This window comes from Pseudomonas sp. NPDC089752 (assembly GCF_044748725.1).
Taxonomy (GTDB): domain Bacteria; phylum Pseudomonadota; class Gammaproteobacteria; order Pseudomonadales; family Pseudomonadaceae; genus Aquipseudomonas.
The window spans coordinates 82,516-106,243 of record NZ_JBIVGP010000003.1; the positions used below are offsets into that span (position 1 = coordinate 82,516).

Genomic DNA, 23,728 nt, shown 5'->3' on the forward strand with positions numbered 1-23,728 from the left:
GCACAAAAAAGGCCTTGTCGCGCTGAGCGGCAAGGCCTTTTCGTTACTGGCGGGTTTGTCGCTGCTGCAGCAGCAGGTTGCTGAACCCTGCCCCCGCCAGCTGCTTCTGCGCCCCGGTCAGCTGTTCACGGTTGCTGAACGGGCCAACCAGCACGCGGTACCAGGTTTCTTCCTTGACCGTGCCCGACTCCACCTTCACCGCCTGGCCGAGCAGGATGATCTGCGCGCGTACCTTGTCGGCATCGGCCTGCTTGCGGAACGAACCGGCCTGAAGGAAGAACAGCGTGGTCGCCGCAGGCTTGATCACCGGGGGCGCCGGTGGTGGCGTCTGCCCCAGCAGTGCGGCCTGGGCCCGTGCGGTGTCGATCTTCGCCGCTTCCGCTGGCGTCACCGGAGTCACCGGTTGCGCAGGCACTGGCGGTGTTTTCTCCGGCACGGCCTCTGGCGGCACGATCACTTCCGACTCCGGCAACAGGGTGTAGAAGTCGTACTTCGGCTTCACCGGTTGCTGGGTGGCGGCAGGCGTCGATTTACCGGCTTCGGCAACCTTCTCCTGCTTCTGTTGCTCAGGCTTGGTGCGCTTGATATCGCCACCACCGGGTTCGAGCTTCATCAGGAAGACGATGAACGCGCCGACGGTCAGGCCGACCGCCAACCACACCCAGCCGGGGATCGGCTGTTTGGCCGGTGCCTGGGTGCGGCTGGCGCCGCGCTTGGGTGCTGGTTTTTTCTTGGCTGCCAACTTACATGCGCTCCAGGGTTTCCAGGCCGAGCAGTTCCAGACCTTGTTTGAGGGTGCGACCGGTGAGGGCAGCCAGGCGCAGACGGCTCTGCTGCTGTTCCGGGGTTTCGGCGGCGAGGATCGGGCAGTTCTCGTAGAAGCTGGAGAACAGGCCGGCCAGGTCGTACAGGTAGGTGCAGAGCACGTGTGGCGTGCCCTTGTCGGCGACGTTGTTGAGGATTTCGCCGAACTGCGCCAGGCGGGCAGCCAGATCCTGTTCGTGGGCGGCCTGCAGGACGATGTTGCCTTCGACCTCGTCGAAGCCCTTGCCCAGCTTGCGGAACACACCGGCTACGCGGGTGTAGGCATACAGCAGATAAGGTGCGGTGTTGCCTTCGAAGTTGAGCATCAGCTCGAAGTTGAAGCTGTAGTCGCTGGTGCGGTGCTTGGACAGGTCGGCGTATTTCACTGCGCCGATACCGACTACTTCAGCGATCTTGCGCAGCTCGTCTTCGGCCAGGCTCGGGTTTTTCTCCTTGACCAGCGCGTAAGCGCGCTCCTTGGCCTCGGTGAGCAGGTCGATCAGCTTCACGGTGCCGCCGTCACGGGTCTTGAACGGGCGGCCATCGGCGCCGTTCATGGTGCCGAAGCCCATGTGCTCCATCTGCATCGGGTGGCCGACGAAGCCTGCGCGGCGCGCCACTTCGAATACCTGGTTGAAGTGCAGGGCCTGGCGCTGGTCGACGAAGTACAGCGCGCGGTCGGCCTGCAGCACATTGCTGCGGTAGCGCACGGCTGCAAGGTCAGTGGTGGCGTACAGGTAGCCGCCATCGGCCTTCTGCACGATCACCGGCAGTGGCTCGCCTTCGCTGTTCTTGAATTCTTCCAGGAATACGCACTGCGCGCCCTGGTCTTCGACCAGCAGGCCCTTGGCCTTGAGGTCGGCCACCACGTTGGCCAGGTCGGCGTTGTAGGCGCTTTCGCCCATCACGTCGGCCATGGTCAGCTTGACGTTGAGCAGCTCGTAGGTCTTCTGGCAGTGCGACAGCGAGATGTCCTTGAAGCGCGTCCACAGCGCCAGGCACTCAGGGTCGCCGGCCTGCAGCTTGACCACCAGGCCGCGGGCGCGGGTGGCGAACTCTTCCGATTCGTCGAAGCGTTTTTTCGCCGCGCGGTAGAAGTTTTCCAGGTCCGACAGCTCGTCGCTGGTGATCGGGTTTTCCTGCAGGTAGGCCATCAGCATGCCGAACTGGGTGCCCCAGTCGCCGACGTGGTTCTGGCGGATGACGTTGTCACCGAGGAACTCCAGCACGCGCGCGACGCTGTCGCCGATGATGGTCGAGCGCAGGTGGCCAACGTGCATCTCTTTGGCCAGGTTCGGTGCCGACATGTCGATCACGACTTTCTCGCACGGGCCGGCCTTGCGTACGCCCAGGTGATCATCGGCCAGCGCCGCGTCCAGGCGATTGGCCAGGGCGTCGGTGTTCTGAAAGAAGTTCAGGAAGCCGGGGCCGGCGATCTCGACCTTGCTGATGTCGCTGCTCGACGGCAGGGCGTCGATCAGTTTTTCGGCCAGGTCCCGCGGTTTCATGCCGGCCGGCTTGGCCAGCATCATGGCGATGTTGCTGGCGAAGTCGCCGTGGGTCTTGTCGCGGGCGTTTTCCACCTGGATCGCCGGCGACAGCCCTTCAGGCAGCACACCGTCGGTGACGAGTTGGGTGAGGGCTTGCTGGATCAGCTGGCGAATGGTGTCTTTCATGGGGATCTCTTTTCGACCGCTAGCGCGGTGGAGCGCCTGGGTGCGCAGGTGGAAAAACTGGGCATTATCCGTTGCCGGGGCCGGGTTGCCAACCTTTGAGCGTGCAGCTCAATAAAGGTCGACGGGGTCGACATCCAGCGACCAACGTACTTGCCGCCCGCTTGGCAGCTGCTCCAACACTAGCAACCAGGCACTGATCAGTCGATGCAAGGGCGCCCGGGTATTGGCCTGGATCAACAGTTGGGCACGGAAGCGCCCGGCCTTGCGTTCCATCGGAGCGGGCACTGGCCCCAACAGTTCAATACCGGGCAAGCGTTGCTCGGCTACCAGGCGCTCCGCCGCGCTGCAGGCTTCGTCGAGGAAGCCTTCGGCCTGCCCCGGTTTGTGCGCCTCGGCACGCAACAGGGCGAGATGGGAGTAGGGCGGCAGGCCGGCGGCGCGGCGCTCGTCCAGGGCCTGTTCGGCGAACGCGAAGTAGCCTTGCTCGGTCAGTTGCACCAGTAGCGGGTGGTCGGCAAGGTGGGTCTGGATCACCACCTTGCCGGGCTCTTCGGCCCGCCCTGCGCGTCCGGCCACTTGCACGATGAGCTGGGCCATGCGCTCGGTGGCGCGGAAATCGCCGGAGAACAGCCCGCCGTCGGCATCCAGGATGGCGACCAGAGTCACCCGCGGGAAGTGGTGCCCCTTGGCCAGCATCTGAGTGCCGACCAGGATGCTCGGCTGGCCGCGCTGGATGGTGGTGAACAGGTTGTGCATGGCGTCCTTGCGCGCGGTGCTGTCGCGGTCCACGCGCAAGATCGGGTAATCGGGGAACAGCACTTTCAGGCGTTCCTCGGCGCGCTCGGTGCCAGCCCCCACCGCACGCAGGTCGACGTGGCTGCACTTCGGGCACTGGTGCGGCAGGCGCTCGTCGTAGCCGCAGTGGTGGCAGCGCAGCACGCCGGAGCGTTGGTGCACGGTCATGCGCGCATCGCAGCGTGGGCACTCCGAGAGCCAGCCGCAGTCGTGGCACAGCAAGGTCGGTGCGAAGCCGCGACGGTTGAGGAACACCAGCACCTGCTGGCCGGCCTCCAGAGTCTGGCGGATTGCCTGTTGCAGCGGGCCGCTGATGCCGCTGTCCAGCGGCAGGCTCTTCACATCCAGGCGTATCATCCGCGGCGGGCGTGCGCCGCCGGCGCGCTGGTTCATGCGCAGCAGGCGGTAGCGGCCGGTCAGGGCGTTGTGCAGGGTTTCCAGCGAGGGCGTGGCCGAGCCGAGCAGGATCGGGATGTTTTCCTGATGGGCGCGCACCAGCGCCAGGTCTCGGGCGTGATAGCGCAGGCCTTCCTGCTGTTTATAAGAGCCGTCGTGTTCTTCGTCGATGATGATCAGGCCGGGGTTCTTCATCGGCGTGAACAGTGCCGAGCGCGTGCCGATGATGATATCGGCCTCGCCATCGCGCGCCGCCAGCCAGGCGTCGAGGCGTTCGCGGTCATTGACCGCCGAGTGCAACAGGGCGATGCGAGCGTTGAAGCGCTGCTCGAAGCGCGCCAGGGTCTGTGGGCCCAGGTTGATCTCGGGGATCAGCACCAGCGCCTGCTTGCCAGCCTCCAAGGTTTCGCGGATCAACTGCAGGTAGACCTCGGTCTTGCCGCTGCCAGTGACGCCGGCCAGGAGGAAGGCGTTGAAGCTGTCGAAGCCCTCGCGCACAGCATCGAAGGCCTCGCGTTGTTCGTCGTTGAGCGGCAATTCCGGTTGGGCCAGCCAGTGCTCATGGCGTTGTGCCGGCAGATGGCGGCGTGTTTCCAGGCGAACCAGGTCCTTGGCCAGCAGCAGGTCGAGGCTGTCCTTGTTCAGGTTGAGCTTGCTCAGCAGGCTGTGGGCCACGCCGTGAGGATGCTGGGCCAGGGTCTTGAGCGCGTCGCGTTGGCGCGGTGCGCGGGCGATGCGCGGGTCTTCGAGGCGAGCATCGGGGGCGACGTGCCAGAAGCGCTCCTGGCGCATTTCGGCCGGTTCGCCCTGGCGCAGCAGTGTGGGCAATGCCCAGCTCAGGGTGTCGCCGAGGCTGTGCTGATAGTACTGGGCGGTCCACAGGCACAGCTTGAACAATGCTGGCGGCACTGGCGAAATCGGGTCCAGCAGGTCGCTGGCCGGTTTAAGCTTATCGGCCGGCACCTCGCTCTGGTCGCACACCTCGACCAGCACGCCAATCATTTCGCGGCGGCCGAACGGCACGCGAATGCGCATGCCTGGGGTGAGCACCTGGCGCGCCATGCTCGCCGGTGCCCGATAGTCGAACAGGCGACGCAGCGGGGATGGCAGGGCAAGGCGCAGGATGACGTCGGACACGCGGAAGGTCTCGCAGGGCGTTTCAAAGACTGGCGAGCCTAGCAGACGACGGTCGGTGCAAGCGACAACTTGCGTTGACGCCAAGCTCTGGTATTATTCGCCGCCTAATTACGTGCGGTATTCAACAATGGGTGTTGGGTGGCGGCACGCAGCTTGAGGAAGTGACCATGAAAGCCGATATTCATCCGAACTACGAAGCTGTTGCAGTCACCTGCAGCTGCGGCAACAAATTCGAAACCCGTTCGACCCTGGGCAGCACCCTGGCGATCGACGTTTGCAACCTCTGCCACCCGTTCTACACCGGTAAGCAGAAAGTCCTGGACACCGGTGGTCGCGTACAGAAGTTCGCCGATCGCTTCGGTATGTTCGGTACCAAGAAGTAATCATGCGCACGGCGAATCCTTCGGGCTTCGCATTGTTGCTGAAAAAGGCGCCCCTCGTGGGCGCCTTTTTTGTGGGCGCAATCTGGCAAACCTCGGCCTGGGCATTTTGCCCGCTACCGGACCGGCCGCAGCAGGTGGCGGTGCGTCAGGTGGTCGATGGCGACACGCTGCGCCTGACCGACGGCCGCAGCGTGCGCATGATCGGCATCAACGCGCCGGAAATCGGGCGCAAGGGGCGCACCAGCGAGCCCTATGCCGAAGCTGCCAAGCGGCGCCTGCAGGCCTTGGTCAAAGCCAGTGATGGGCGTGTGGGGCTGGTGCAGGGTGTCGAGGCCAAGGACAAGTACGGGCGCACACTGGCCCATGTTTACGCCCGCAATGGCGACAATCTTGAAGCGCAGTTGCTCAGCGAGGGGTTCGGCTATCGCGTGGCTGTGGCGCCGAATGTGCGCCTGGTGGCCTGCCAGCAAGCGGCCGAGCAGTCGGCGCGCAAGGCGCGCATTGGCCTCTGGCGCAGTACCCCGGCGCTGCGCGCCGATGAGCTCAGGCAATCAGGCTTTGCGCTGATCGAGGGCAGGATCCAGGGCATTTCACGCAACCGGGGTGGCGTCTGGCTGGAGCTGGAAACCGGTGTGGTGCTGCAGGTTCCCGCTCGTCTGCAACGCAACTTCCCCGCCAGCTTCTTCGATAACCTCAAGGGACGCCAGGTCGAGGCGCGCGGTTGGGTGCTGGATCGTTCCCGCAGGGGTGGGCTGAAACCGGGGCAGCGACGCTGGGTGTTGCCATTGACCGATCCGAGCATGTTGGAGCGCATCTCAGGCTGAAAAGATGTAGACATTTCGCTATTGGATTGTACACACTGATGGCTCCAATGCCCCCGTGTGTTATAGCGTAAAGTCGTAGGCTAAAGGCCTTGACACAAGTGACCGGCCAGTCTTGTAGCTCCCCGGCTCTTTGCGTATCCTCGGCGGTCCGTCAGAACAGTAAATAGCGGAATGCCCACCATGTCAGACCTGAAAACCGCCGCTCTCGAATATCACGCTCAACCTCGTCCGGGGAAACTGAGCGTCGAGCTCTCCAAGCCCACCGCCACCGCCCGCGATCTCGCCCTGGCCTACAGCCCAGGCGTTGCAGAACCGGTACGTGAAATTGGCCGTGATCCTGAGCTGGCCTACAAATACACCGGCAAGGGCAACCTCGTCGCAGTGATTTCCGATGGCACCGCCATCCTCGGTCTGGGTGACCTCGGCCCACTGGCTTCCAAGCCGGTCATGGAAGGCAAGGGCGTTCTGTTCAAGCGTTTCGCCGGTATCGACGTGTTCGACATCGAAGTCGAGTCGGAAAGCCCACAAGCTTTCATCGACACCGTTCGCCGCATCTCGATCACCTTCGGTGGCATCAACCTCGAAGACATCAAGGCACCTGAGTGCTTCGAAATTGAACGCACCCTGATCGAGCAGTGCGACATTCCGGTCTTCCACGACGACCAGCACGGCACCGCGATCGTGACCGCGGCCGGCATGATCAACGCCCTGGAAATCGCCGGCAAGAAGCTCGAAGACGCCAAGATCGTCTGCCTGGGCGCCGGCGCTGCCGCGATCTCCTGCATGAAGCTGCTGGTCAGCATGGGTGCCAAGGTCGAGAACATCTTCATGATCGACCGCAGCGGCGTGATCCACGCTGGCCGCGACGACCTGAACCAGTACAAGGCCCAGTTCGCCCACGCCACCGACAAGCGTACCCTGGCTGATGCCCTGAACGGTGCTGACGTGTTCGTTGGCCTGTCCGGCCCGAACCTGCTGAGCCCGGAAGGCCTGAAGTCGATGGCGGCCAACCCGATCGTGTTCGCCTGCTCGAACCCGGATCCGGAAATCTCGCCAGAGCTGGCTCACGCCACCCGCAGCGATGTGATCATGGCTACCGGTCGTTCCGACTACCCGAACCAGGTCAACAACGTACTGGGCTTCCCGTTCATCTTCCGTGGTGCCCTGGACGTTCGCGCCAAGCGCATCAACGAAGAGATGAAAATCGCCGCCGCCATCGCCCTGAAAGACCTGGCCAAGCTGCCAGTGCCGAAGGAGGTCTGCGAAGCCTACGGCGTTGAAGGCCTGGAATTCGGTCGTGAGTACATCATTCCGAAGCCGCTGGACGCGCGCCTGATCACCGTCGTTTCCGATGCCGTGGCCAAGGCTGCCATCGAATCTGGCGTGGCCACCCTGCCGTATCCGAAGCACTACCCGCTCAAGAGCGTGGATGAAGTGTTCAACGGCTGATTGAAGGCCTGGTGACACAAAAAAGCCCCGGCTCGTTAGAGTCGGGGCTTTTTATTTGCCTGGGCCGGCCATGTGGGAGCAACCGTCTTCCACAAAGCGTAAAAAAAGCTGCGCGATCCCAGTGGGAGCGGCTTCAGCCGCGAACACGGGCGAAGCCCGTGCCATGCACCGCGGTGCCTGCTTCGCGGATAAATCCGCTCCTACCGGCGAAATGCCTCAGGCGGCATGCAATCCGTGTGGGAGTGGCTGTCCGGTGTCCCGGCTTGCCCCGCGAAGAGGCCAGTGCCGATCCTCGGTCAGAACAGATCCATCGGCGCCGCTTCATCCGCCGGCAGCGGGCTGCCTGGTGCCGCACCATTGCCCAGCTCATCCACCGACGGTGGCGAATCTTCGGCCTTGAACAGCTCGAAGTAGGCGTTTGGCGTGCTTGGCGAGGCCGCACGGCCGCTGACCGGATCTACTCGCAGGCTAAGAATGCCTTCAGGCTCGGCAGGTGCGTGAGCCGGCTTGTCCTTCAGCGCCGCCCCCATGAAACTCATCCAGATCGGCAGCGCCGCAGTGCCGCCGTATTCACGGCGTCCCAGGGTCTCCGGTTGATCGAAACCGACCCAGACCGTGGTGACGTAATCGGCGTTGTACCCGGAGAACCAGGCATCCTTGGACTCGTTGGTGGTGCCGGTCTTGCCCGCCAGGTCGGTGCGGCCCAGGGCCAGCGCCCGGCGCCCGGTGCCGCGTTTGATCACATCCTGCAGCATGCTGGTGAGGATGTAGGTGGTGCGGCCATCGATGATCTGCTCGGCAATGACCGGTGCCTGCGGTGCGGGCGCTATCTGGCCAAAGGCGGACGGCGCCTCGCCCGGCATGGCCGCCGTACTGATCGGCTGCTCTGGCGCGGCAAGGCCTGCCTGGTCTTCGGCGCCTTGCGGTACGCGTGCCGGGTTGGCGGTGAACAGCGTTTCGCCGCTGCGGCTCTCGATGCGGTCGATCAGGTAAGGGCTGATCTTGTAACCGCCGTTGGCGAAGGTGCTCCAGCCGGTGGCGATCTCCATCGGCGTCAGCGTCGCGGTACCCAGCGCCAGCGACAGGTTGCGCGGCAGGTCCTGCTTGTTGAAGCCGAATTTGGCGATGTAGTCGATGGTACGGCCTACGCCCATGGCCTGCAGCAGGCGGATCGAGACCAGGTTGCGCGACTTGTACAGCGCTTCGCGCATGCGAATCGGTCCGAGGAAGGTGTTGGTGTCATTCTTCGGTCGCCATTCCTTGTCCAGATACTCGTCGACGAACACGATCGGGGCGTCGTTGACCAGGCTGGAGGCGGTATAGCCGCTGTCCAATGCAGCGCTGTAGATGAACGGCTTGAAGCTTGAGCCGGGCTGGCGCTTGGCCTGCATCGCACGGTTGTAGTTGCTCTGTTCGAACGAGAAGCCACCGACCAGCGCGCGAATGGCGCCGTTGTATGGGTCCAGGGTTACCAATGCGCTCTGGGCGCCAGGAACCTGGCTGAACTTGAGCTTGCCGTCATCCAGGCGCTGCAGGCGCACCAGATCGCCGACCTGAGCGACGTCTGACGGCGATTGCGGAGCGCGGCCTTGAGCGTTGGTGTTGATGAACGGGCGCGCCCATTTCATGGTGTCCCAGGCGACATCTTCTACCTTGCCACCTCGGGTCAGCACTTTCAGGCCGGTCTTCTCTACAAGGGTAACGATGGCCGGCTCGAGCCCGCCCAGCGTGCGCTGCTTGTTCAACTCCTGCAGCCAGGCCGCTTGGGTCTTGCCCGGGAAGCGTGATTCCGGGCCCCTGTAGCCGTGGCGCTCGTCGTAGTCCGACAAGCCATTGAGCACTGCCTTGTTGGCCATTTCCTGCATGTCGCTCGGCACCGTGGTGGTGACGCGGAAACCTTCGGTGTAGGCCTCGCTGCCATAGCGCCCGACCATTTCGGCGCGCGCCATCTCGGCGATGTACGGCGCACTCACTTCAGGCGCAGGCACGTGGTAGCTGGCATTGAGCGGCTCGGCCAGGGCGGTCTGGTAACTCGCCTCGTCAATCTTGCCGAGCTTGTACATGCGGCCGAGGATCCAGTCACGGCGCTCTTTCGCGCGCACCGGGTTGGCCAGCGGGTTGAAGCGCGATGGTGCCTTGGGCAGGCCGGCGATCATCGCCATCTGCGCCAGGCTCACGTCACGAATCGACTTGCCGTAGTACACCTGCGCAGCGGCATCGATGCCGTAGGCGCGGTTGCCCAGGTAGATCTTGTTCACGTACAGCTCGAGGATCTCATCCTTGGTCAGCTCACGTTCGATCTGCAGGGCCAGCAGGATTTCGTTGGTTTTGCGCGAAAAGCTGCGCTCGCTGGTGAGGAAGAAGTTCTTCGCCACCTGCATGGTGATGGTGCTGCCGCCGGTCTGGATATGACCGGTTTTGACCAGCTGGGTCGCGGCGCGCATCAGGCTGCTCGGATCGACCCCGTAGTGGTTGAGGAAATTGTCGTCCTCAGCTGACAGAAGCGCCTGAATGAACTGTGGGGGGATGTCTGCAAAACGGATCGGCGAGCGGCGCATTTCGCCAAACTCGGCAATGAGTTTGCCATCGCTGCTGTACACCCTCAGGGGTATCTGCAACTGGATGCTTCTGAGCGAATCGACCGACGGCAGGTTGGGGCTAAGATACAGAAACGCACCGCTCACACCGAGTACGAGCGCGCAGATGACTGCGACGAAAGACCACCAGAAGAACTTCAGCAGGCGTATCAAGGCTTTTGGGTGTCCAGGTTGAGGGGTGAGTTGAGCACGGAGCCGGCGGACGAAAAAAACGCTGGGCATTATAAGCATTTTTCGCCCTGCCGGGTGACCGGCCGGGCGGCCCGCTGCACCGTTTGGCTGTCTCAGGGGGCGGTGCGAGTTAACGGTTATCACAAGGAAGTCGCGATGCTTGGACGCATGGGCAAGGATGCCGGTTCACTGCTGGGGGTGGAGATTGCCTCCGATTCTGTACGAATTGTGCAGCTACGCCGGCGCAAAGGGCGCTATGAGCGGGTTGCCTGGTGGGTTGAACAATTCGAACCATCTGCCGCTGCAGACTGGTGGCAGACCCCTGATCGCGTGCTCGGCGCGCTTCACAATGCTTATCGTCGCTGCGGCAGTCGTCAGCGCCGAGCCGCTGTGGCATTGCCCGCCACGCAGGTGATCTGCAAGGTGTGCCAATGGCCGAAACAGCAGCCAGCAGCCGAGATGGAAACGCAGCTGCTGGCTGATGCCGATCAGTTGTTCCCGTTCCCTTTGGAAGACCTGGTGATGGATTTTCAGGTGCTGGGGGCTTCAGCGGGCCAGGTCAACGCTCAGGACCTTTTGGTGGCGGCCACCAGACAGTCTGTTCTGCAGCCCATCGAGACGATATTCGATGAGGTAGGGCTGGAGCTGGTGGCCGTGGAGGTCGATAGCATCGCTTTGCGACGACTCCTGCCGCAACCTCTGGCAAGCGGCGCGGCGCTGCTGCGGCTGGAACCCGCCAGTGCGACCTTGCATTACTGGTCGCAAGATGTGCTGCCCCAACGGCGCGAAGTGCCTCTGCAGCGGCTGGATGAATCGTTGGTCGATGGCCTGCAGCTGGAAGAGTTGGTAGTGGCCAGCACCCTGCCGCTCGAACAAGGCGCACTAAAAGTGCTGAGTGAACGTTTGAACATGCCGTGTCGCCTCCTTTCCCCGGTGAATGGCCTTGAATGTCATGACAGCGGTATGACCTTGGCATGCGCTCTGGCGCTGGGGGAGCTTCTCTGATGCTGCGCATAAACCTGCGGCCGTGGCGTGAGCAGCAACGCTCGGCGGCGCTGAGGCGCTTGCGCTTTCAGGTGGTTGGCGGTGTGTTCGTGGGGCTTTGCGTGGTGCTGGTGATGGACCAGCTGGCGCGGCAGCGGGCCCAGCAACAGGCCGTGGCCAACAGCAGCCGGCAAGTCGCCATTGAGCGCCTGGATGCGCAGCTGGCGGAGCTTGAAAGTGCCCGGCAGACGCTCGAGTCGGTGCGCGACCAAACGGATGCACTGGCCGCTTTGCACGCTGATCGGGCGCTCATGACACCGCTGTTCGCCGGTCTCGAGCGGTCATTGCCCGAGGGTGTACAGGTGGACGAGCTCAAGCTCGAGGGCGCCCGGCTGCACATCACAGGGGTCGCCGTTTCCGGGACTGTGCTGGCGCAGTTCATGCGTGATTTTGGACTCTCTGGCGTGGTGCTTGATCTGGAACTCAAATGGATGAAGAGTTTGCCTGCCGGCGATAAGTTTCTGCTGCTCGCGCGCACCTCGGCGGCCAGGTCATGAACCTGCTTTACCGCCTGGATTGGCAGGCTTTCGTCGTTCGCTCACGCTTCTTGCACAGTGTCCTGCCGGTTGTGGCCGCTTGCCTCGTACTTGCGCTGGGCAGCCTGATTCGCTGGTCTGAGTGGCGGCAGCTGCAGCAGGTGGAACAGGTAAGGCACAAGGCGTTGAGCGAGCAGCAGCAGGCCAGCTCCGCGCAGGTATCGGCGCGCGCGGGTATCCGCGAGGCCTTGGTTCAGGCCACGTTGCGTTTGCAGGAAGCTCGCTGGCGACTGGCAGCAGGCGAAGATCTCAGCGATTTGCTCGATCAGTTGTCTGCTTCGGGGCATGCGCACGGGCTGCACTTCGAACAGCTCGATGTACTTGATGAGGTAAAACAGCCAGGTTTTCGGCAAACACCCCTGGATTTGCAGGTGGTTGGCCGTTATGCGGCGTTACGCATGTGGCTGGATGAGTGGCTTGGCCAGCTTCGCCTGCTGAGTGCCGGGGACCTGCAGATAACCAGAATCATGGAGAGGCCTGGCTTGCTGCGTTTGCGCCTGAGGGTGAATGCCTATCAGGCAGATGGGCCTGTGCCGGAGCCAAGCTCACTGGCCCTGCTGCCCGCACGTGACGAGGTTTTACCACCCGCGATCGATCCCTTTTCATCCTGGTCTGGCCGCATTGTCCGTGAAGGGCTGGCAGGGGTTCCGCTGGCTCATCTGGAGATGGTCGGCAGTTTGTCGCGGGGCATGGCGTTCGAAGCGCTGCTGTCATCTGCCGGGCGCTTGTACCGTGTGCGTCCGGGTGATCGCTTGGGTCGCGATGAGGGCGTGGTGGTCCATGTCGACGAGCAGCGGGTCGAGGTGCGGGAGCGGCTGTTCGTGGGCGGCAGGTGGCGCGAACGCGGGGTGACACTGACGCTCAGGAAGGGCGTGGACAGGGAGGTCAAGGAGGACGATGAAAGGGTTGATGATGTGGCTGATGGTAACGATGTTGCCGATGCCATTGCTGGCGGCAACACCATACCGAGGTGAGCCGATCTCGCTGAACTTCCAGGACGTGGCAGTGCGCTCGGTGCTGCAGGTACTGGCCGATTACGCGGGGGTCAATCTGGTCGCCAGCGACACGGTACAGGGCAACGTGACGCTGCGCCTGCAGGACGTACCCTGGGATCAGGCCCTGGAGCTGGTGTTGCACAGCAAAGGGTTGGCCCGGCGCCAGGAGGGCAACGTCCTGCTGGTGGCGCCAGCGGCGGAGTTGGCCGAGCAATCCATTGGCGCGCGCCTTGGGCAGGAGCTGGATGCCCAATTGCAGCCATTGCGGCGAGAGTTGTTGCCGATCCACCACGCCGAAGCCTCCGAGCTTGCCGAGTTGCTGCTGGCGACACTGGCCGACGATGGCATCCTGACCGGGCGCGGCAGTTTGAGTGTCGATGCCCGCACCAACACTCTGGTGGCGCATCAGCCGGCGGACCGCCTCGCCGAGTTGCGGCAGTTGGTGGCGCAACTGGACGTCCCGGTGCGCCAGGTGGCGATCGAAGCGCGCATTGTCGAGGCTAACGTCGACTACGAAAAAAGCCTCGGCGTGCGCTGGGGGCAGCGGCTGTATGGCGAAGCGCCGCAATTGGGCAAGGACGTTTTCGTCGACCTGGGGGTGGAGCGGGCCGGCTCCAGCATTGGCCTGGGTCTGCTTCGCAAGGGCGTGTTGCTGGACCTGGAACTCAGCGCCATGGAGAAGACCGGCAATGGAGAAATCATTTCCCAGCCCAAGGTAGTTACCGCCGACAAGGAAACCGCTCGGATACTGAAGGGCACCGAGGTGCCGTACCAGGAGACGACCAGAAGCGGTGCCACATCGGTGGCATTTCGCGAGGCGTCGCTATCGTTGGAGGTTACCCCGCAGATCACACCAGACGGCAAGGTCATCATGGCGGTCAAGGTGACCAAGGATGAGCCCGACTACGTCAATGCCTTGAATGATGTGCCGCCGATCCGCAAGAACGAAGTCAATGCCAAGGTGCGCATAGCCGATGGTGAAACCATCGTAATTGGCGGTGTGTACTCGACCACGCAAAACAATGTGGTCGACAAGGTGCCATTTTTCGGCGATCTGCCGTATGTTGGGCGGCTGTTTCGACGCGATGCATTACAAGAGAAAAAATCCGAGCTGCTGGTCTTCCTGACTCCGCGTATCATGAGTGACCAGGCGATTGCTGTGAGTCGTTGATTCTGTGCGAAATTTGATACTTGTAGGGCCCATGGGCGCTGGAAAGAGCACCATCGGACGCCTGTTGGCCAAAGAGCTGCGCCTGCTGTTCAAAGATTCCGACAAGGAAATCGAACTGCGAACCGGCGCCAACATCCCGTGGATCTTCGATAAGGAAGGCGAGCCGGGCTTTCGTGACCGTGAGGAGGCGATGATCGCCGAGCTCTGCGAGCTCGATGGCGTGGTCGTTGCCACCGGTGGCGGCGCGGTGATGCGCGAGGCCAACCGCAAAGCTCTGCACAAGGGCGGCCGGGTGATCTACCTGCATGCCTCGGTGGAACAGCAGGTAGGACGTACCGCGCGTGATCGCAACCGGCCATTGCTGCGTACCGCCAATCCGGAGGCGACGTTGCGCAACTTGCTGGAAACCCGTGACCCGCTTTATCGCGAGATCGCCGACCTGGTGGTGGAAACCGACGAACGGCCGCCGCGTATGGTAGTGCTCGATATTCTCGAGCGCTTGCAGCAGTTGCCGCCCCGCTAAGCCGGGACTATTCTCGGCCAGCGCTGAGGCGAGGTTCAACGTTACCGCGTGGGTCGATCAGCCGGCGCCGCGCCCTAGTACATTGTGGGGATACATGCAGACACTAAAGGTCGACCTGGGCGAGCGCAGCTACCCGATCTACATTGGCGAAGGCTTGCTGGACCAGCCAGAACTGCTGGCGCCGCATATTGCCGGCCGGCAGGTGGCCATCGTTTCCAACGAGACCGTCGCGCCCTTGTATCTCGAACGCCTGAGCAAGACCCTCGGTGCCTACTCGGTGCTGCCGGTGATCCTGCCGGACGGCGAAGCCTACAAGAACTGGGAAACCCTGCAGCTGATCTTCGATGGCCTGCTCACCGCCCGCCATGATCGCCGTACCACCGTGGTGGCCCTCGGCGGCGGTGTGATCGGTGACATGGCCGGCTTCGCCGCTGCCTGCTACCAGCGCGGTGTCGATTTCATTCAGGTGCCAACTACCCTGTTGTCCCAGGTGGATTCCTCGGTCGGTGGCAAGACCGGCATTAACCACCCACTGGGCAAGAACATGGTCGGTGCCTTCTATCAGCCCAATGCGGTGCTGATCGACACTACCAGTCTCAAGACCCTGCCCGATCGCGAGCTGTCGGCGGGCCTGGCCGAAGTGATCAAGTACGGCCTGATCTGCGACAAGCCCTTCCTCGGTTGGCTCGAAGACAATATCAAGGCGCTGCGTGCCCTGGAGCCTGCAGCCTTGACCGAGGCGATCCGTCGCTCGTGCGCGGCCAAGGCCGCCGTGGTTGGCGCCGATGAGCGCGAGTCCGGCGTGCGTGCCACGCTCAACCTGGGGCATACCTTCGGGCATGCCATCGAAACCCACATGGGCTACGGTGTCTGGTTGCACGGCGAAGCCGTGGCAGCGGGCACGGTAATGGCTCTGGAAATGTCGATGCGCCTGGGCTGGATCGACCAGTCCGAGCGTGATCGCGCAATCCGCCTGCTGCAGGATGCAGGTTTGCCGGTGGTGCCACCACAGGAAATGACCCCGGCGCATTTCATGGAGCATATGGCGGTCGACAAGAAAGTGATCGATGGGCGCCTGCGCCTGGTGCTGCTGCGCCAGATGGGCGAAGCCGTGGTCACCGACGACTATCCGAAAGAGATTCTTCAGGCCACGTTGTCGGCGGATTACCGCGCGATCGTGGCCCAGCTTTGAGGTTGTGACAGCGCAATGACCAGTTTGCATGCCGATGAGGCGTTTCTCGACCACTACCAGTTGAGCCACGATCCGTTCGCGCCGCGTGTGCCCGGCTTCAAGTTCTTCCCTGCCCAGCGCAAGCCTGTGCTCGGCCAGCTGCATCACCTGGCACGCTACAGCCAGTTGATGCTGGTGGTTACCGGGCCTGTAGGCAGTGGCAAGACCCTGCTGCGCCAGGCCCTGGTGGCCAGCACCAACAAACAGTCGGTGCAAAGCGTTGTGGTTTCGGCCCGCGGCGCCAGCGATGCCGCCAGTGTGCTGGGCCAGGTGGCCCAGTCGCTGGAAGTGGCCCAGCCTGAGGTGCAGGCGATTCTGTCCAAGGTGGTGCAGCTTGCCCTGACCGGGCAGGAAGTGTACTTGCTGGTGGACGATGCGGAACAACTTGACGAGTCGGCACTCCAAGCGTTGCTGGAGCTGGCGGCAGGTGTCCCGGAAGGGCGCCCGCACGTGTTCCTGTTCGGTGAGCCGTCACTGATCGCCGGGTTGGACGAGATTCACGTCGAGGAAGAGCGCTTCCACGTCATCGAGCTCGCCCCCTACAGCGAAGAAGAGACCCGCGAGTACCTGGAACAGCGCCTGGAAGGCGCCGGCCGGGGCATCGAAGTGTTCACCCGTGAACAGCTCGTCGATATCCATGAAAACTCCGACGGTTGGCCTGGCAACATCAACCAGGTCGCCCGCGATACCTTGATCGAAGCCATGATCGCCAGCCGTACCACGGCCAAGCGACCAACCATGGGGTTCAAAATGCCTAAGAAACACGTGCTCGCGCTGTCCGCTGTGGTCGTGGTCGCTGTTGCTGCCGCGGTGCTGATGCCGAAGAAAGGTGACAAGGCGCCGACCGACGCGCCAGCCGCCCAGGCGCAGTTGCCACTGGGCGATGGCAACTCGAAAGACCCGGCCATCGAATTCTCTGGCTCGTCGCAGCCGATGCCATTGCCCCTGGTTGGCCAGTCGCAGCCGGTAATGCGCGAGCCGCTGGCTCAGGCTGCTGGCATGGGTGAGGGCGAGGAAGGTAGCCCGGCAGGCGACACCGCGCTGCAGCCAGGCAATCCGCCGACCGTGACCACCATCGCGCCACCCCAGGGGGCGACGGCTGGCCCGGCGCCGAGCATGGCCCAGGCCACCACCAACACCGCTCCGGCGCAGCCGGTAGCGCCTGCGCCGAAACCCGTCGCAACCCAGCCGGCCAAGCCGGTTGCACCTGCCAAGCCGGCCCCGGCGCCAGCTCAGGTGGCCACCGCCAAGCCGGCTGAAAAACCAGCCACTGGTGGTAGCAACGGAGGTTGGTACTCGGGCCAGAAACCTGGCAATTATGTGGTACAAATTCTCGGCACCAGCTCCGAGGCGTCGGCCCAGGCTTTCGTCAAGGCGCAGGGTGGCGACTATCGCTACTTCAAGAAAAGCCTGCAGGGCAAGCCGCTGTACGTGGTCACTTACGGCAGCTTCGCCAACCGTGATGCAGCGGTTGCGGCAATCAAGAACTTGCCAGCGAAGGTCCAGGCTGGTAAACCTTGGCCACGTACCGTCGCCAGCGTCCAACAAGAGCTGGCCACGGCTCGCTGATTACCTTCCGGGCGGCACCACCCCGCTGCCCAGTTGCTGAGCGAACACTGACTTTCGTCTAGCCTGCTGCGCCCGAGCGCGGCAGGCTTTTCTGTCCCAGGCTGCCGGCCACAAGCCCACCTTGCAGTCATGGCTGAAACGCTTCAGACTCGAGCCAAGCCGCTATCACGGCGCATGGCGAAAAACATTCAAAATTGCGACATAAATTTTCAATGGTGAGACATGAAAATTTGTGAGTATCGCTGTCGCTGTGCAACAATGGTTTTCCATGGCCACCGCAAAAAAGCTGGCATTTGATCGGCGTGGATGGTAAGTGGTTGTTAAAAAAGAGATTTGCCTCCGGTTGAGAGGTGAACCTGGTGAGAAAGTGTCTATGAAAACAGGTCTGTACCATCCCGAAGAATTCAAGGACAACTGTGGTTTTGGCCTGATCGCCCATATGACGGGCGAACCGAGCCACCACCTTCTGCAAACCGCCATGCAGGCACTGACTTGCATGACCCACCGCGGCGGCATCAACGCCGACGGCAAGACCGGTGACGGTTGCGGTCTGCTCATGCAGAAGCCCGATCAATTCCTGCGCGCCATGGCTCAGGAACACTTCGCCGTCGAGCTGCCCAAGCAGTACGCCGTCGGCATGGTGTTCTTCAACCAGGACCCGGTAAAAGCCGAAGCCGCTCGCGCCAACATGGACCGCGAAATCCTGGCTGCCGGCCTGAGCCTGGTTGGCTGGCGCAAAGTGCCGATCGACACCAGCGTGCTCGGTCGCCTGGCGCTGGAGCGCCTGCCGCAGATCGAACAGGTGTTCATTGGCGGTGAAGGCCTGAGCGATCAGGAATTCGCCATCAAGCTGTTCAGTGCCCGTCGCCGTTCGTCCGTGGCCAACGCCCACGACACCGACCACTACATCTGCAGCTTCTCGCACAAGACCATCATCTACAAAGGCCTGATGATGCCGCGCGATCTCGCGGCGTTCTATCCGGACCTGGATGACGAGCGCCTGCAAACCGCGATTTGCGTGTTCCACCAGCGCTTCTCCACCAACACCCTGCCGAAATGGCCGCTGGCGCAGCCGTTCCGCTTCCTCGCCCACAACGGCGAGATCAACACCATCACCGGCAACCGCAACTGGGCCATGGCCCGTCGCACCAAGTTCGCCAACGACCAGATCCCCGACCTCGAAGAGCTCGGCCCGCTGGTCAACCGCGTCGGTTCCGACTCTTCGAGCATGGACAACATGCTGGAACTGATGGTCACCGGCGGCATCGACCTGTTCCGCGGCGTGCGCATGCTGGTACCGCCAGCCTGGCAGAACGTCGAGACCATGGACGCCGACCTGCGTGCCTTCTACGAATACAACTCCATGCACATGGAGCCGTGGGACGGCCCGGCCGGTATCGTCATGACCGAAGGCCGCCACGCGGTGTGCCTGCTCGACCGCAACGGCCTGCGCCCGGCGCGCTGGGTGACCACCACCAATGGCTATATCACCATCGCCTCGGAAATCGGCGTGTGGGGCTACAAGCCTGAAGAAGTTCTTGCCAAAGGCCGTGTCGGCCCGGGCCAGATCCTCGCCGTCGACACCGAAACCGGTCATATCCTCGACACCGACGCCATCGACAACCGCCTGAAGTCGCGCCATCCGTACAAGCGCTGGCTGCGTCAGCACGCCCTGCGCATCCAGGCGACGCTGACCGACGACCAGGGCGCTGCCAGCTACGACAGCGACCAGCTCAAGCAATACATGAAGATGTTCCAGGTCACCTTCGAGGAGCGTGACCAGGTGCTGCGCCCACTCGGCGAGCAGGGCCAGGAAGCGGTCGGCTCGATGGGTGACGACACGCCGATGGCAGTGCTCTCGCAGCGCGTGCGTTCGCCGTACGACTTCTTCCGTCAGCAGTTCGCTCAGGTGACCAACCCGCCGATCGACCCGCTGCGCGAAGCGATCGTCATGTCCCTGGAAATCTGCCTGGGCGCCGAGCGCAACATCTTCCAGGAATCCCCTGAGCACGCCTCGCGGGTAATCCTCAGCTCGCCGGTCATCTCGCCCGCCAAGTGGCGTTCGCTGATGAACCTGGAGCGCGAAGGCTTCGACCGCCAGCTGATCGACCTCAACTACGAGGAAAGCATCGGCCTGGAAGCGGCCATCCGCAACATCGCCGACCAGGCCGAAGAAGCGGTGCGCGCCGGCAAGACCCAGCTGGTGCTCAGCGACCGCTATATCGCTCCGGGCAAGCTGCCGGTACACGCCTCGTTCGCCGTTGGCGCGGTGCATCACCGCCTGACCGAGAAGGGCCTGCGTTGCGACAGCAACATCCTGGTCGAAACCGCCACCGCGCGTGACCCGCACCACTTCGCCGTGCTGCTGGGCTTCGGCGCCTCGGCCGTGTACCCGTACCTGGCCTATGAAGTACTGGCCGACCTGATCCGCACCGGCGAAGTGCTGGGCGACCTGGACGAAGTCTTCAAGTACTACCGCAAAGGCATCTCCAAGGGCCTGTTGAAGATTCTCTCGAAGATGGGCATCTCCACCGTTGCCTCGTACCGTGGCGCCCAGCTGTTCGAAGCCGTGGGCCTGGCCGAGGAAGTGGTTGGCCTGAGCTTCAAAGGCGTGTCCAGCCGCATCAAGGGCGCACGCTTCGTCGACCTCGAAGGCGACCAGAAGCTGCTCGCCGCCGAGGCCTGGAGCGCGCGCAAGCCGATCCAGCAAGGTGGCCTGCTGAAGTTCGTCCACGGTGGCGAATACCACGCCTACAACCCGGATGTGGTCAACACCTTGCAGGCTGCCGTGCAGCAGGGCGACTATGCCAAGTTCAAGCAATACACCACGCTGGTCGACCAGCGCCCGGTGTCGATGATCCGCGACCTGCTGAAAGTGAAAGTGGCCGACGAGGCGCTGCCGCTGGAGCAGATCGAGCCGCTGGAGGCCATCCTCAAGCGCTTCGACTCCGCCGGTATCTCGCTGGGCGCACTGTCGCCAGAGGCTCACGAAGCCCTGGCCGAGGCGATGAACCGCCTGGGCGCGCGCTCCAACTCCGGTGAGGGCGGTGAAGACCCGTCGCGCTACGGCACCATCCGCAGCTCGAAGATCAAGCAGGTGGCCACCGGCCGCTTTGGCGTCACCCCGGAATACCTGGTCAACGCCGAAGTGCTGCAGATCAAGGTGGCCCAGGGCGCCAAGCCGGGCGAAGGCGGCCAGCTGCCAGGCGGCAAGGTCAATGGCCTGATCGCCAAGCTGCGCTATGCGGTACCAGGCGTGACCCTGATCTCGCCACCGCCGCACCACGACATCTACTCGATCGAAGACCTGGCCCAGCTGATCTACGACCTCAAGCAGGTCAACCCGCAGGCGCTGGTATCGGTCAAGCTGGTTGCCGAGGCCGGCGTAGGCACCATCGCCGCTGGCGTGGCCAAGGCCTATGCCGACCTGATCACCATCTCCGGTTACGACGGCGGCACCGGCGCTTCGCCGCTGACGTCGATCAAGTACGCTGGCGCCCCGTGGGAACTGGGCCTGGCCGAAACCCACCAGACCCTGCGCGGCAACGACCTGCGCGGCAAGGTTCGGGTGCAGACCGACGGCGGCCTGAAAACCGGCCTGGATGTGATCAAGGCGGCCATTCTCGGCGCCGAAAGCTTCGGCTTCGGCACCGCGCCGATGATCGCCCTGGGCTGCAAGTACCTGCGCATCTGCCACCTGAACAACTGCGCCACTGGCGTAGCCACGCAGAACGACAAACTGCGCAAGGATCACTACATCGGCACCGTCGACATGGTGATCAACTTCTTCACCTTCGTCGCTGAAGAAACCCGTGAGTGGCTGGCCAAGCTGGGCGTGCGCAGCCTGGGCGAGCTGATCGGCCGTACCGACCTGCTCGACGTGCTGCCGGGCGACACCGAGCGCCAGCAGTACCTCGACCTGTCGCCGCTGCTGGGCAGCTCGCACATCCCGGCGGACAAGCCGCAGTTCTGTGAAGTGGACAAGAACCCGCCGTTCGACAAGGGCGAGCTGGCCGAGAAGATGGTCGAGATGGCCCTGCCGGCCATCCGTGACCAGGCCGGTGGCGAGTTCAGCCTCGACATCTGCAACTGCGACCGTTCCATCGGTGCGCGCATCTCCGGCGAAATCGCCAAGCTGTACGGTAACCAGGGCATGGCCGCCAAGCCGGTTACCTTCCGCTTCAAAGGTACCGCTGGCCAGAGCTTCGGCGTGTGGAACGCCGGTGGCCTGAACCTGCACCTGGAAGGCGACGCCAACGACTACGTCGGCAAAGGCATGACTGGTGGCAAGGTCACCATCGTGCCGCCTGCCGGCAGCCCGTTCGAAACCCAGCACAGCGCCATCGTCGGCAACACCTGCCTGTATGGCGCCACCGGCGGCAAACTGTTCGCCGCTGGCACAGCGGGCGAGCGCTTCGCTGTGCGTAACTCCGGCGCCCACGCTGTTGTCGAGGGTACTGGCGATCACTGCTGTGAATACATGACCGGTGGCTTTGTCTGCGTTCTGGGCAAGACCGGTTACAACTTCGGTTCTGGCATGACTGGCGGTTTCGCCTACGTGCTCGACATGGACAACAGCTTCGTCGACAAGCTCAACCACGAACTGGTGGAAATCCAGCGGATCAGTGGTGAAGCGATGGAAGCCTACCGCAGCCACCTGGCGCGGGTCCTTGGCGAATACGTGGAAGAAACCGGCAGCGAGTGGGGGCGTGAGCTCTCGGAGAACCTGGACGACTATGTGCGGCGCTTCTGGCTGGTCAAGCCGAAGGCGGCCAACCTCAAGCAACTGCTGTCCAGCACCCGTGCCAACCCGCAGTAAAAACAGCTGCAAGTGACGGGCCCCGTACGCGGGGGCCGTCGTGCTCAAGTGATCGTCTTGCAGCTTGCAGCCTGAGGCTGGCAACTGCGGTAAAGAGGTTTTGAAAAATGGCTGAACGTCTGAGTAACGACTTCCAGTTCATCGAAGTGGGCCGCAAGGACCCGAAGAAAAAGCTGCTGCGCCAGCGCAAGAAAGAGTTCGTGGAAATCTACGAACCGTTCAAGCCTGCCCAGTCCGTGGAGCAGGCGCACCGCTGCCTGGGCTGCGGTAACCCGTACTGCGAGTGGAAGTGCCCGGTGCACAACTTCATCCCCAACTGGTTGAAGCTGGTCTCCGAAGGCAACATCCTGGCCGCCGCCGAGCTGTCGCACCAGACCAACACCCTGCCAGAAGTGTGCGGCCGGGTGTGCCCGCAGGACCGTCTGTGCGAGGGTGCCTGCACCCTGAACGACGGCTTCGGCGCCGTGACCATCGGCTCGGTGGAGAAGTACATCACCGACACCGCGTTCGCCATGGGCTGGCGCCCGGACATGTCCAAGGTCAAACCGACCGGCAAGCGCGTCGCCATCATTGGCGCAGGCCCGGCGGGCCTGGGCTGCGCCGATGTGCTGGTGCGTGCCGGCGTGACCCCGGTGGTGTTCGACAAGAACCCCGAGATCGGTGGCCTGCTGACCTTCGGCATCCCCGAGTTCAAGCTGGAAAAGACCGTGCTGAGCAACCGCCGCGAAGTCTTCACCGGCATGGGCATCGAGTTCCGCCTGAACACCGAGGTGGGCACCGACATCACCATGGAACAACTGCTCGCCGAGTACGACGCGGTGTTCATGGGCATGGGCACCTACACCTACATGAAGGGCGGTTTCCCAGGCGAGGACCTGCCGGGTGTGCATGACGCGCTGGACTTCCTGATCGCCAACGTCAATCGCAACCTGGGCTTCGAGAAGTCGCCGGAAGATTTCGTCGACATGCAGGGCAAGAAAGTCGTGGTGCTGGGCGGTGGCGACACCGCGATGGACTGCAACCGCACCTCGATCCGCCAGGGCGCCAAGGCCGTGACCTGTGCCTATCGCCGTGACGAGGCGAACATGCCGGGCTCGCGCAAGGAGGTGAAGAACGCCAAGGAAGAAGGCGTGAAGTTCCTCTACAACCGCCAGCCGATCGCCATTGTCGGTGAGGACAAGGTCGAAGGCGTGAAAGTGGTCGAGACCCGCCTTGGCGAGCCGGACGCCCGTGGCCGCCGCAGCCCCGAGCCAATCCCGGGCTCCGAAGAGATCCTGCCGGCCGATGCCGTGGTGATCGCCTTCGGCTTCCGTCCAAGCCCGGCGCCGTGGTTCGAGCAGCATGGTATCCAGATGGACAGCCAGGGCCGCGTGGTGGCACCGGAGCAGGGCAAGTTCAAGCACCAGACCAGCAACCCGAAGATCTTTGCCGGTGGTGACATGGTGCGCGGTTCGGACCTGGTGGTGACTGCCATTTTCGAAGGCCGCACCGCTGCTGAAGGGATCCTGGACTACCTCGAAGTCTGATCCATCGCATTCGCGGGGCAAGCCCGCTCCCACAGAGATCGGCGCCGATCTCTGTGGGAGCGGGCTTGTCCCGCGAAGATTT

At 63.2% G+C, this 23,728-nt stretch carries 16 protein-coding genes; 12 read left to right on the top strand and 4 right to left on the bottom strand.

Going from position 1 to position 23,728, the window contains the following annotated elements; translation table 11 throughout:
* Nucleotides 1–43: 43 nt before the first annotated feature.
* The 3 genes from ACIPZF_RS05755 to ACIPZF_RS05765 all read right to left on the bottom strand — a co-directional run bounded on the left by ACIPZF_RS05755 (nucleotide 44) and on the right by ACIPZF_RS05765 (nucleotide 4,808).
* A complete protein-coding gene (locus tag ACIPZF_RS05755; protein ID WP_400796312.1) occupies nucleotides 44–742 on the bottom strand; it encodes an SPOR domain-containing protein in 699 nt (232 codons plus the stop codon).
* Nucleotide 743: 1 nt separating this feature from the next.
* On the bottom strand, nucleotides 744–2,480 hold the full coding sequence (argS, locus tag ACIPZF_RS05760) for an arginine--tRNA ligase (RefSeq protein WP_400796315.1): 1,737 nt from the start codon (nucleotides 2,478–2,480) through the stop codon (nucleotides 744–746).
* A gap of 108 nt (nucleotides 2,481–2,588) precedes the next feature.
* Nucleotides 2,589–4,808, bottom strand: a complete 2,220-nt coding sequence (locus ACIPZF_RS05765) for a primosomal protein N' (protein ID WP_400796317.1) — start codon at nucleotides 4,806–4,808, stop codon at nucleotides 2,589–2,591.
* Nucleotides 4,809–4,975: 167 nt separating this feature from the next.
* Here ACIPZF_RS05765 and rpmE point away from each other — a divergent pair, with 167 nt between their 5' ends.
* The 3 genes from rpmE to ACIPZF_RS05780 all read left to right on the top strand — a co-directional run bounded on the left by rpmE (nucleotide 4,976) and on the right by ACIPZF_RS05780 (nucleotide 7,464).
* Nucleotides 4,976–5,191: a 50S ribosomal protein L31 gene (gene rpmE / locus ACIPZF_RS05770; RefSeq protein ID WP_134691348.1), complete on the top strand. Its 216-nt coding sequence runs from the start codon at nucleotides 4,976–4,978 to the stop codon at nucleotides 5,189–5,191.
* Nucleotides 5,192–5,193: 2 nt separating this feature from the next.
* Entirely contained in the window at nucleotides 5,194–6,015 is an 822-nt protein-coding gene (locus ACIPZF_RS05775; protein WP_400796320.1) for a thermonuclease family protein, read from the top strand.
* A gap of 180 nt (nucleotides 6,016–6,195) precedes the next feature.
* Entirely contained in the window at nucleotides 6,196–7,464 is a 1,269-nt protein-coding gene (locus tag ACIPZF_RS05780) for a malic enzyme-like NAD(P)-binding protein (protein ID WP_400796322.1), read from the top strand.
* A gap of 296 nt (nucleotides 7,465–7,760) precedes the next feature.
* Here the strand turns inward: ACIPZF_RS05780 and ACIPZF_RS05785 are convergent, their stop codons facing one another.
* Complete coding sequence (locus ACIPZF_RS05785; protein WP_400796325.1) at nucleotides 7,761–10,214, bottom strand: penicillin-binding protein 1A; 2,454 nt, start codon at nucleotides 10,212–10,214, stop codon at nucleotides 7,761–7,763.
* Between the two features lie 174 nt (nucleotides 10,215–10,388).
* On the opposite strand from ACIPZF_RS05785, the gene pilM reads away from it, so the two are divergent.
* The 9 genes from pilM to ACIPZF_RS05830 all read left to right on the top strand — a co-directional run bounded on the left by pilM (nucleotide 10,389) and on the right by ACIPZF_RS05830 (nucleotide 23,646).
* Nucleotides 10,389–11,237, top strand: a complete 849-nt coding sequence (gene pilM / locus ACIPZF_RS05790; RefSeq protein ID WP_400796328.1) for a type IV pilus biogenesis protein PilM — start codon at nucleotides 10,389–10,391, stop codon at nucleotides 11,235–11,237.
* A complete protein-coding gene (locus ACIPZF_RS05795; protein ID WP_400796331.1) occupies nucleotides 11,237–11,773 on the top strand; it encodes a PilN domain-containing protein in 537 nt (178 codons plus the stop codon). The genes pilM and ACIPZF_RS05795 overlap by 1 nt, the downstream gene beginning before the upstream one ends.
* Nucleotides 11,770–12,786 carry a pilus assembly protein PilP gene (locus tag ACIPZF_RS05800; RefSeq protein WP_400796334.1) on the top strand — a complete coding sequence of 339 codons (1,017 nt, stop codon included), beginning with the start codon at nucleotides 11,770–11,772 and terminating at the stop codon, nucleotides 12,784–12,786. Before ACIPZF_RS05795 ends, ACIPZF_RS05800 begins: the two co-directional genes overlap by 4 nt.
* Entirely contained in the window at nucleotides 12,710–13,978 is a 1,269-nt protein-coding gene (locus ACIPZF_RS05805; RefSeq protein ID WP_400796337.1) for a type IV pilus secretin PilQ, read from the top strand. Before ACIPZF_RS05800 ends, ACIPZF_RS05805 begins: the two co-directional genes overlap by 77 nt.
* Before the next feature lie 4 nt (nucleotides 13,979–13,982).
* Nucleotides 13,983–14,501 (top strand): shikimate kinase AroK, encoded by a 519-nt coding sequence (gene aroK / locus ACIPZF_RS05810; RefSeq protein WP_400796340.1) that lies wholly within the window; start codon nucleotides 13,983–13,985, stop codon nucleotides 14,499–14,501.
* 94 nt (nucleotides 14,502–14,595) lie between these two features.
* A complete protein-coding gene (gene aroB, locus ACIPZF_RS05815; protein WP_400796343.1) occupies nucleotides 14,596–15,693 on the top strand; it encodes a 3-dehydroquinate synthase in 1,098 nt (365 codons plus the stop codon).
* A gap of 15 nt (nucleotides 15,694–15,708) precedes the next feature.
* Nucleotides 15,709–17,301, top strand: a complete 1,593-nt coding sequence (locus ACIPZF_RS05820) for an SPOR domain-containing protein (protein WP_400796346.1) — start codon at nucleotides 15,709–15,711, stop codon at nucleotides 17,299–17,301.
* 373 nt (nucleotides 17,302–17,674) lie between these two features.
* The gene (gene gltB / locus ACIPZF_RS05825; protein ID WP_400796348.1) at nucleotides 17,675–22,120 is read left to right on the top strand and encodes a glutamate synthase large subunit; all 4,446 of its coding nucleotides are present in this window, start codon (nucleotides 17,675–17,677) and stop codon (nucleotides 22,118–22,120) included.
* 107 nt (nucleotides 22,121–22,227) lie between these two features.
* Complete coding sequence (locus tag ACIPZF_RS05830) at nucleotides 22,228–23,646, top strand: FAD-dependent oxidoreductase (protein WP_400796351.1); 1,419 nt, start codon at nucleotides 22,228–22,230, stop codon at nucleotides 23,644–23,646.
* The last annotated feature ends 82 nt before the right edge of the window (nucleotides 23,647–23,728 follow it).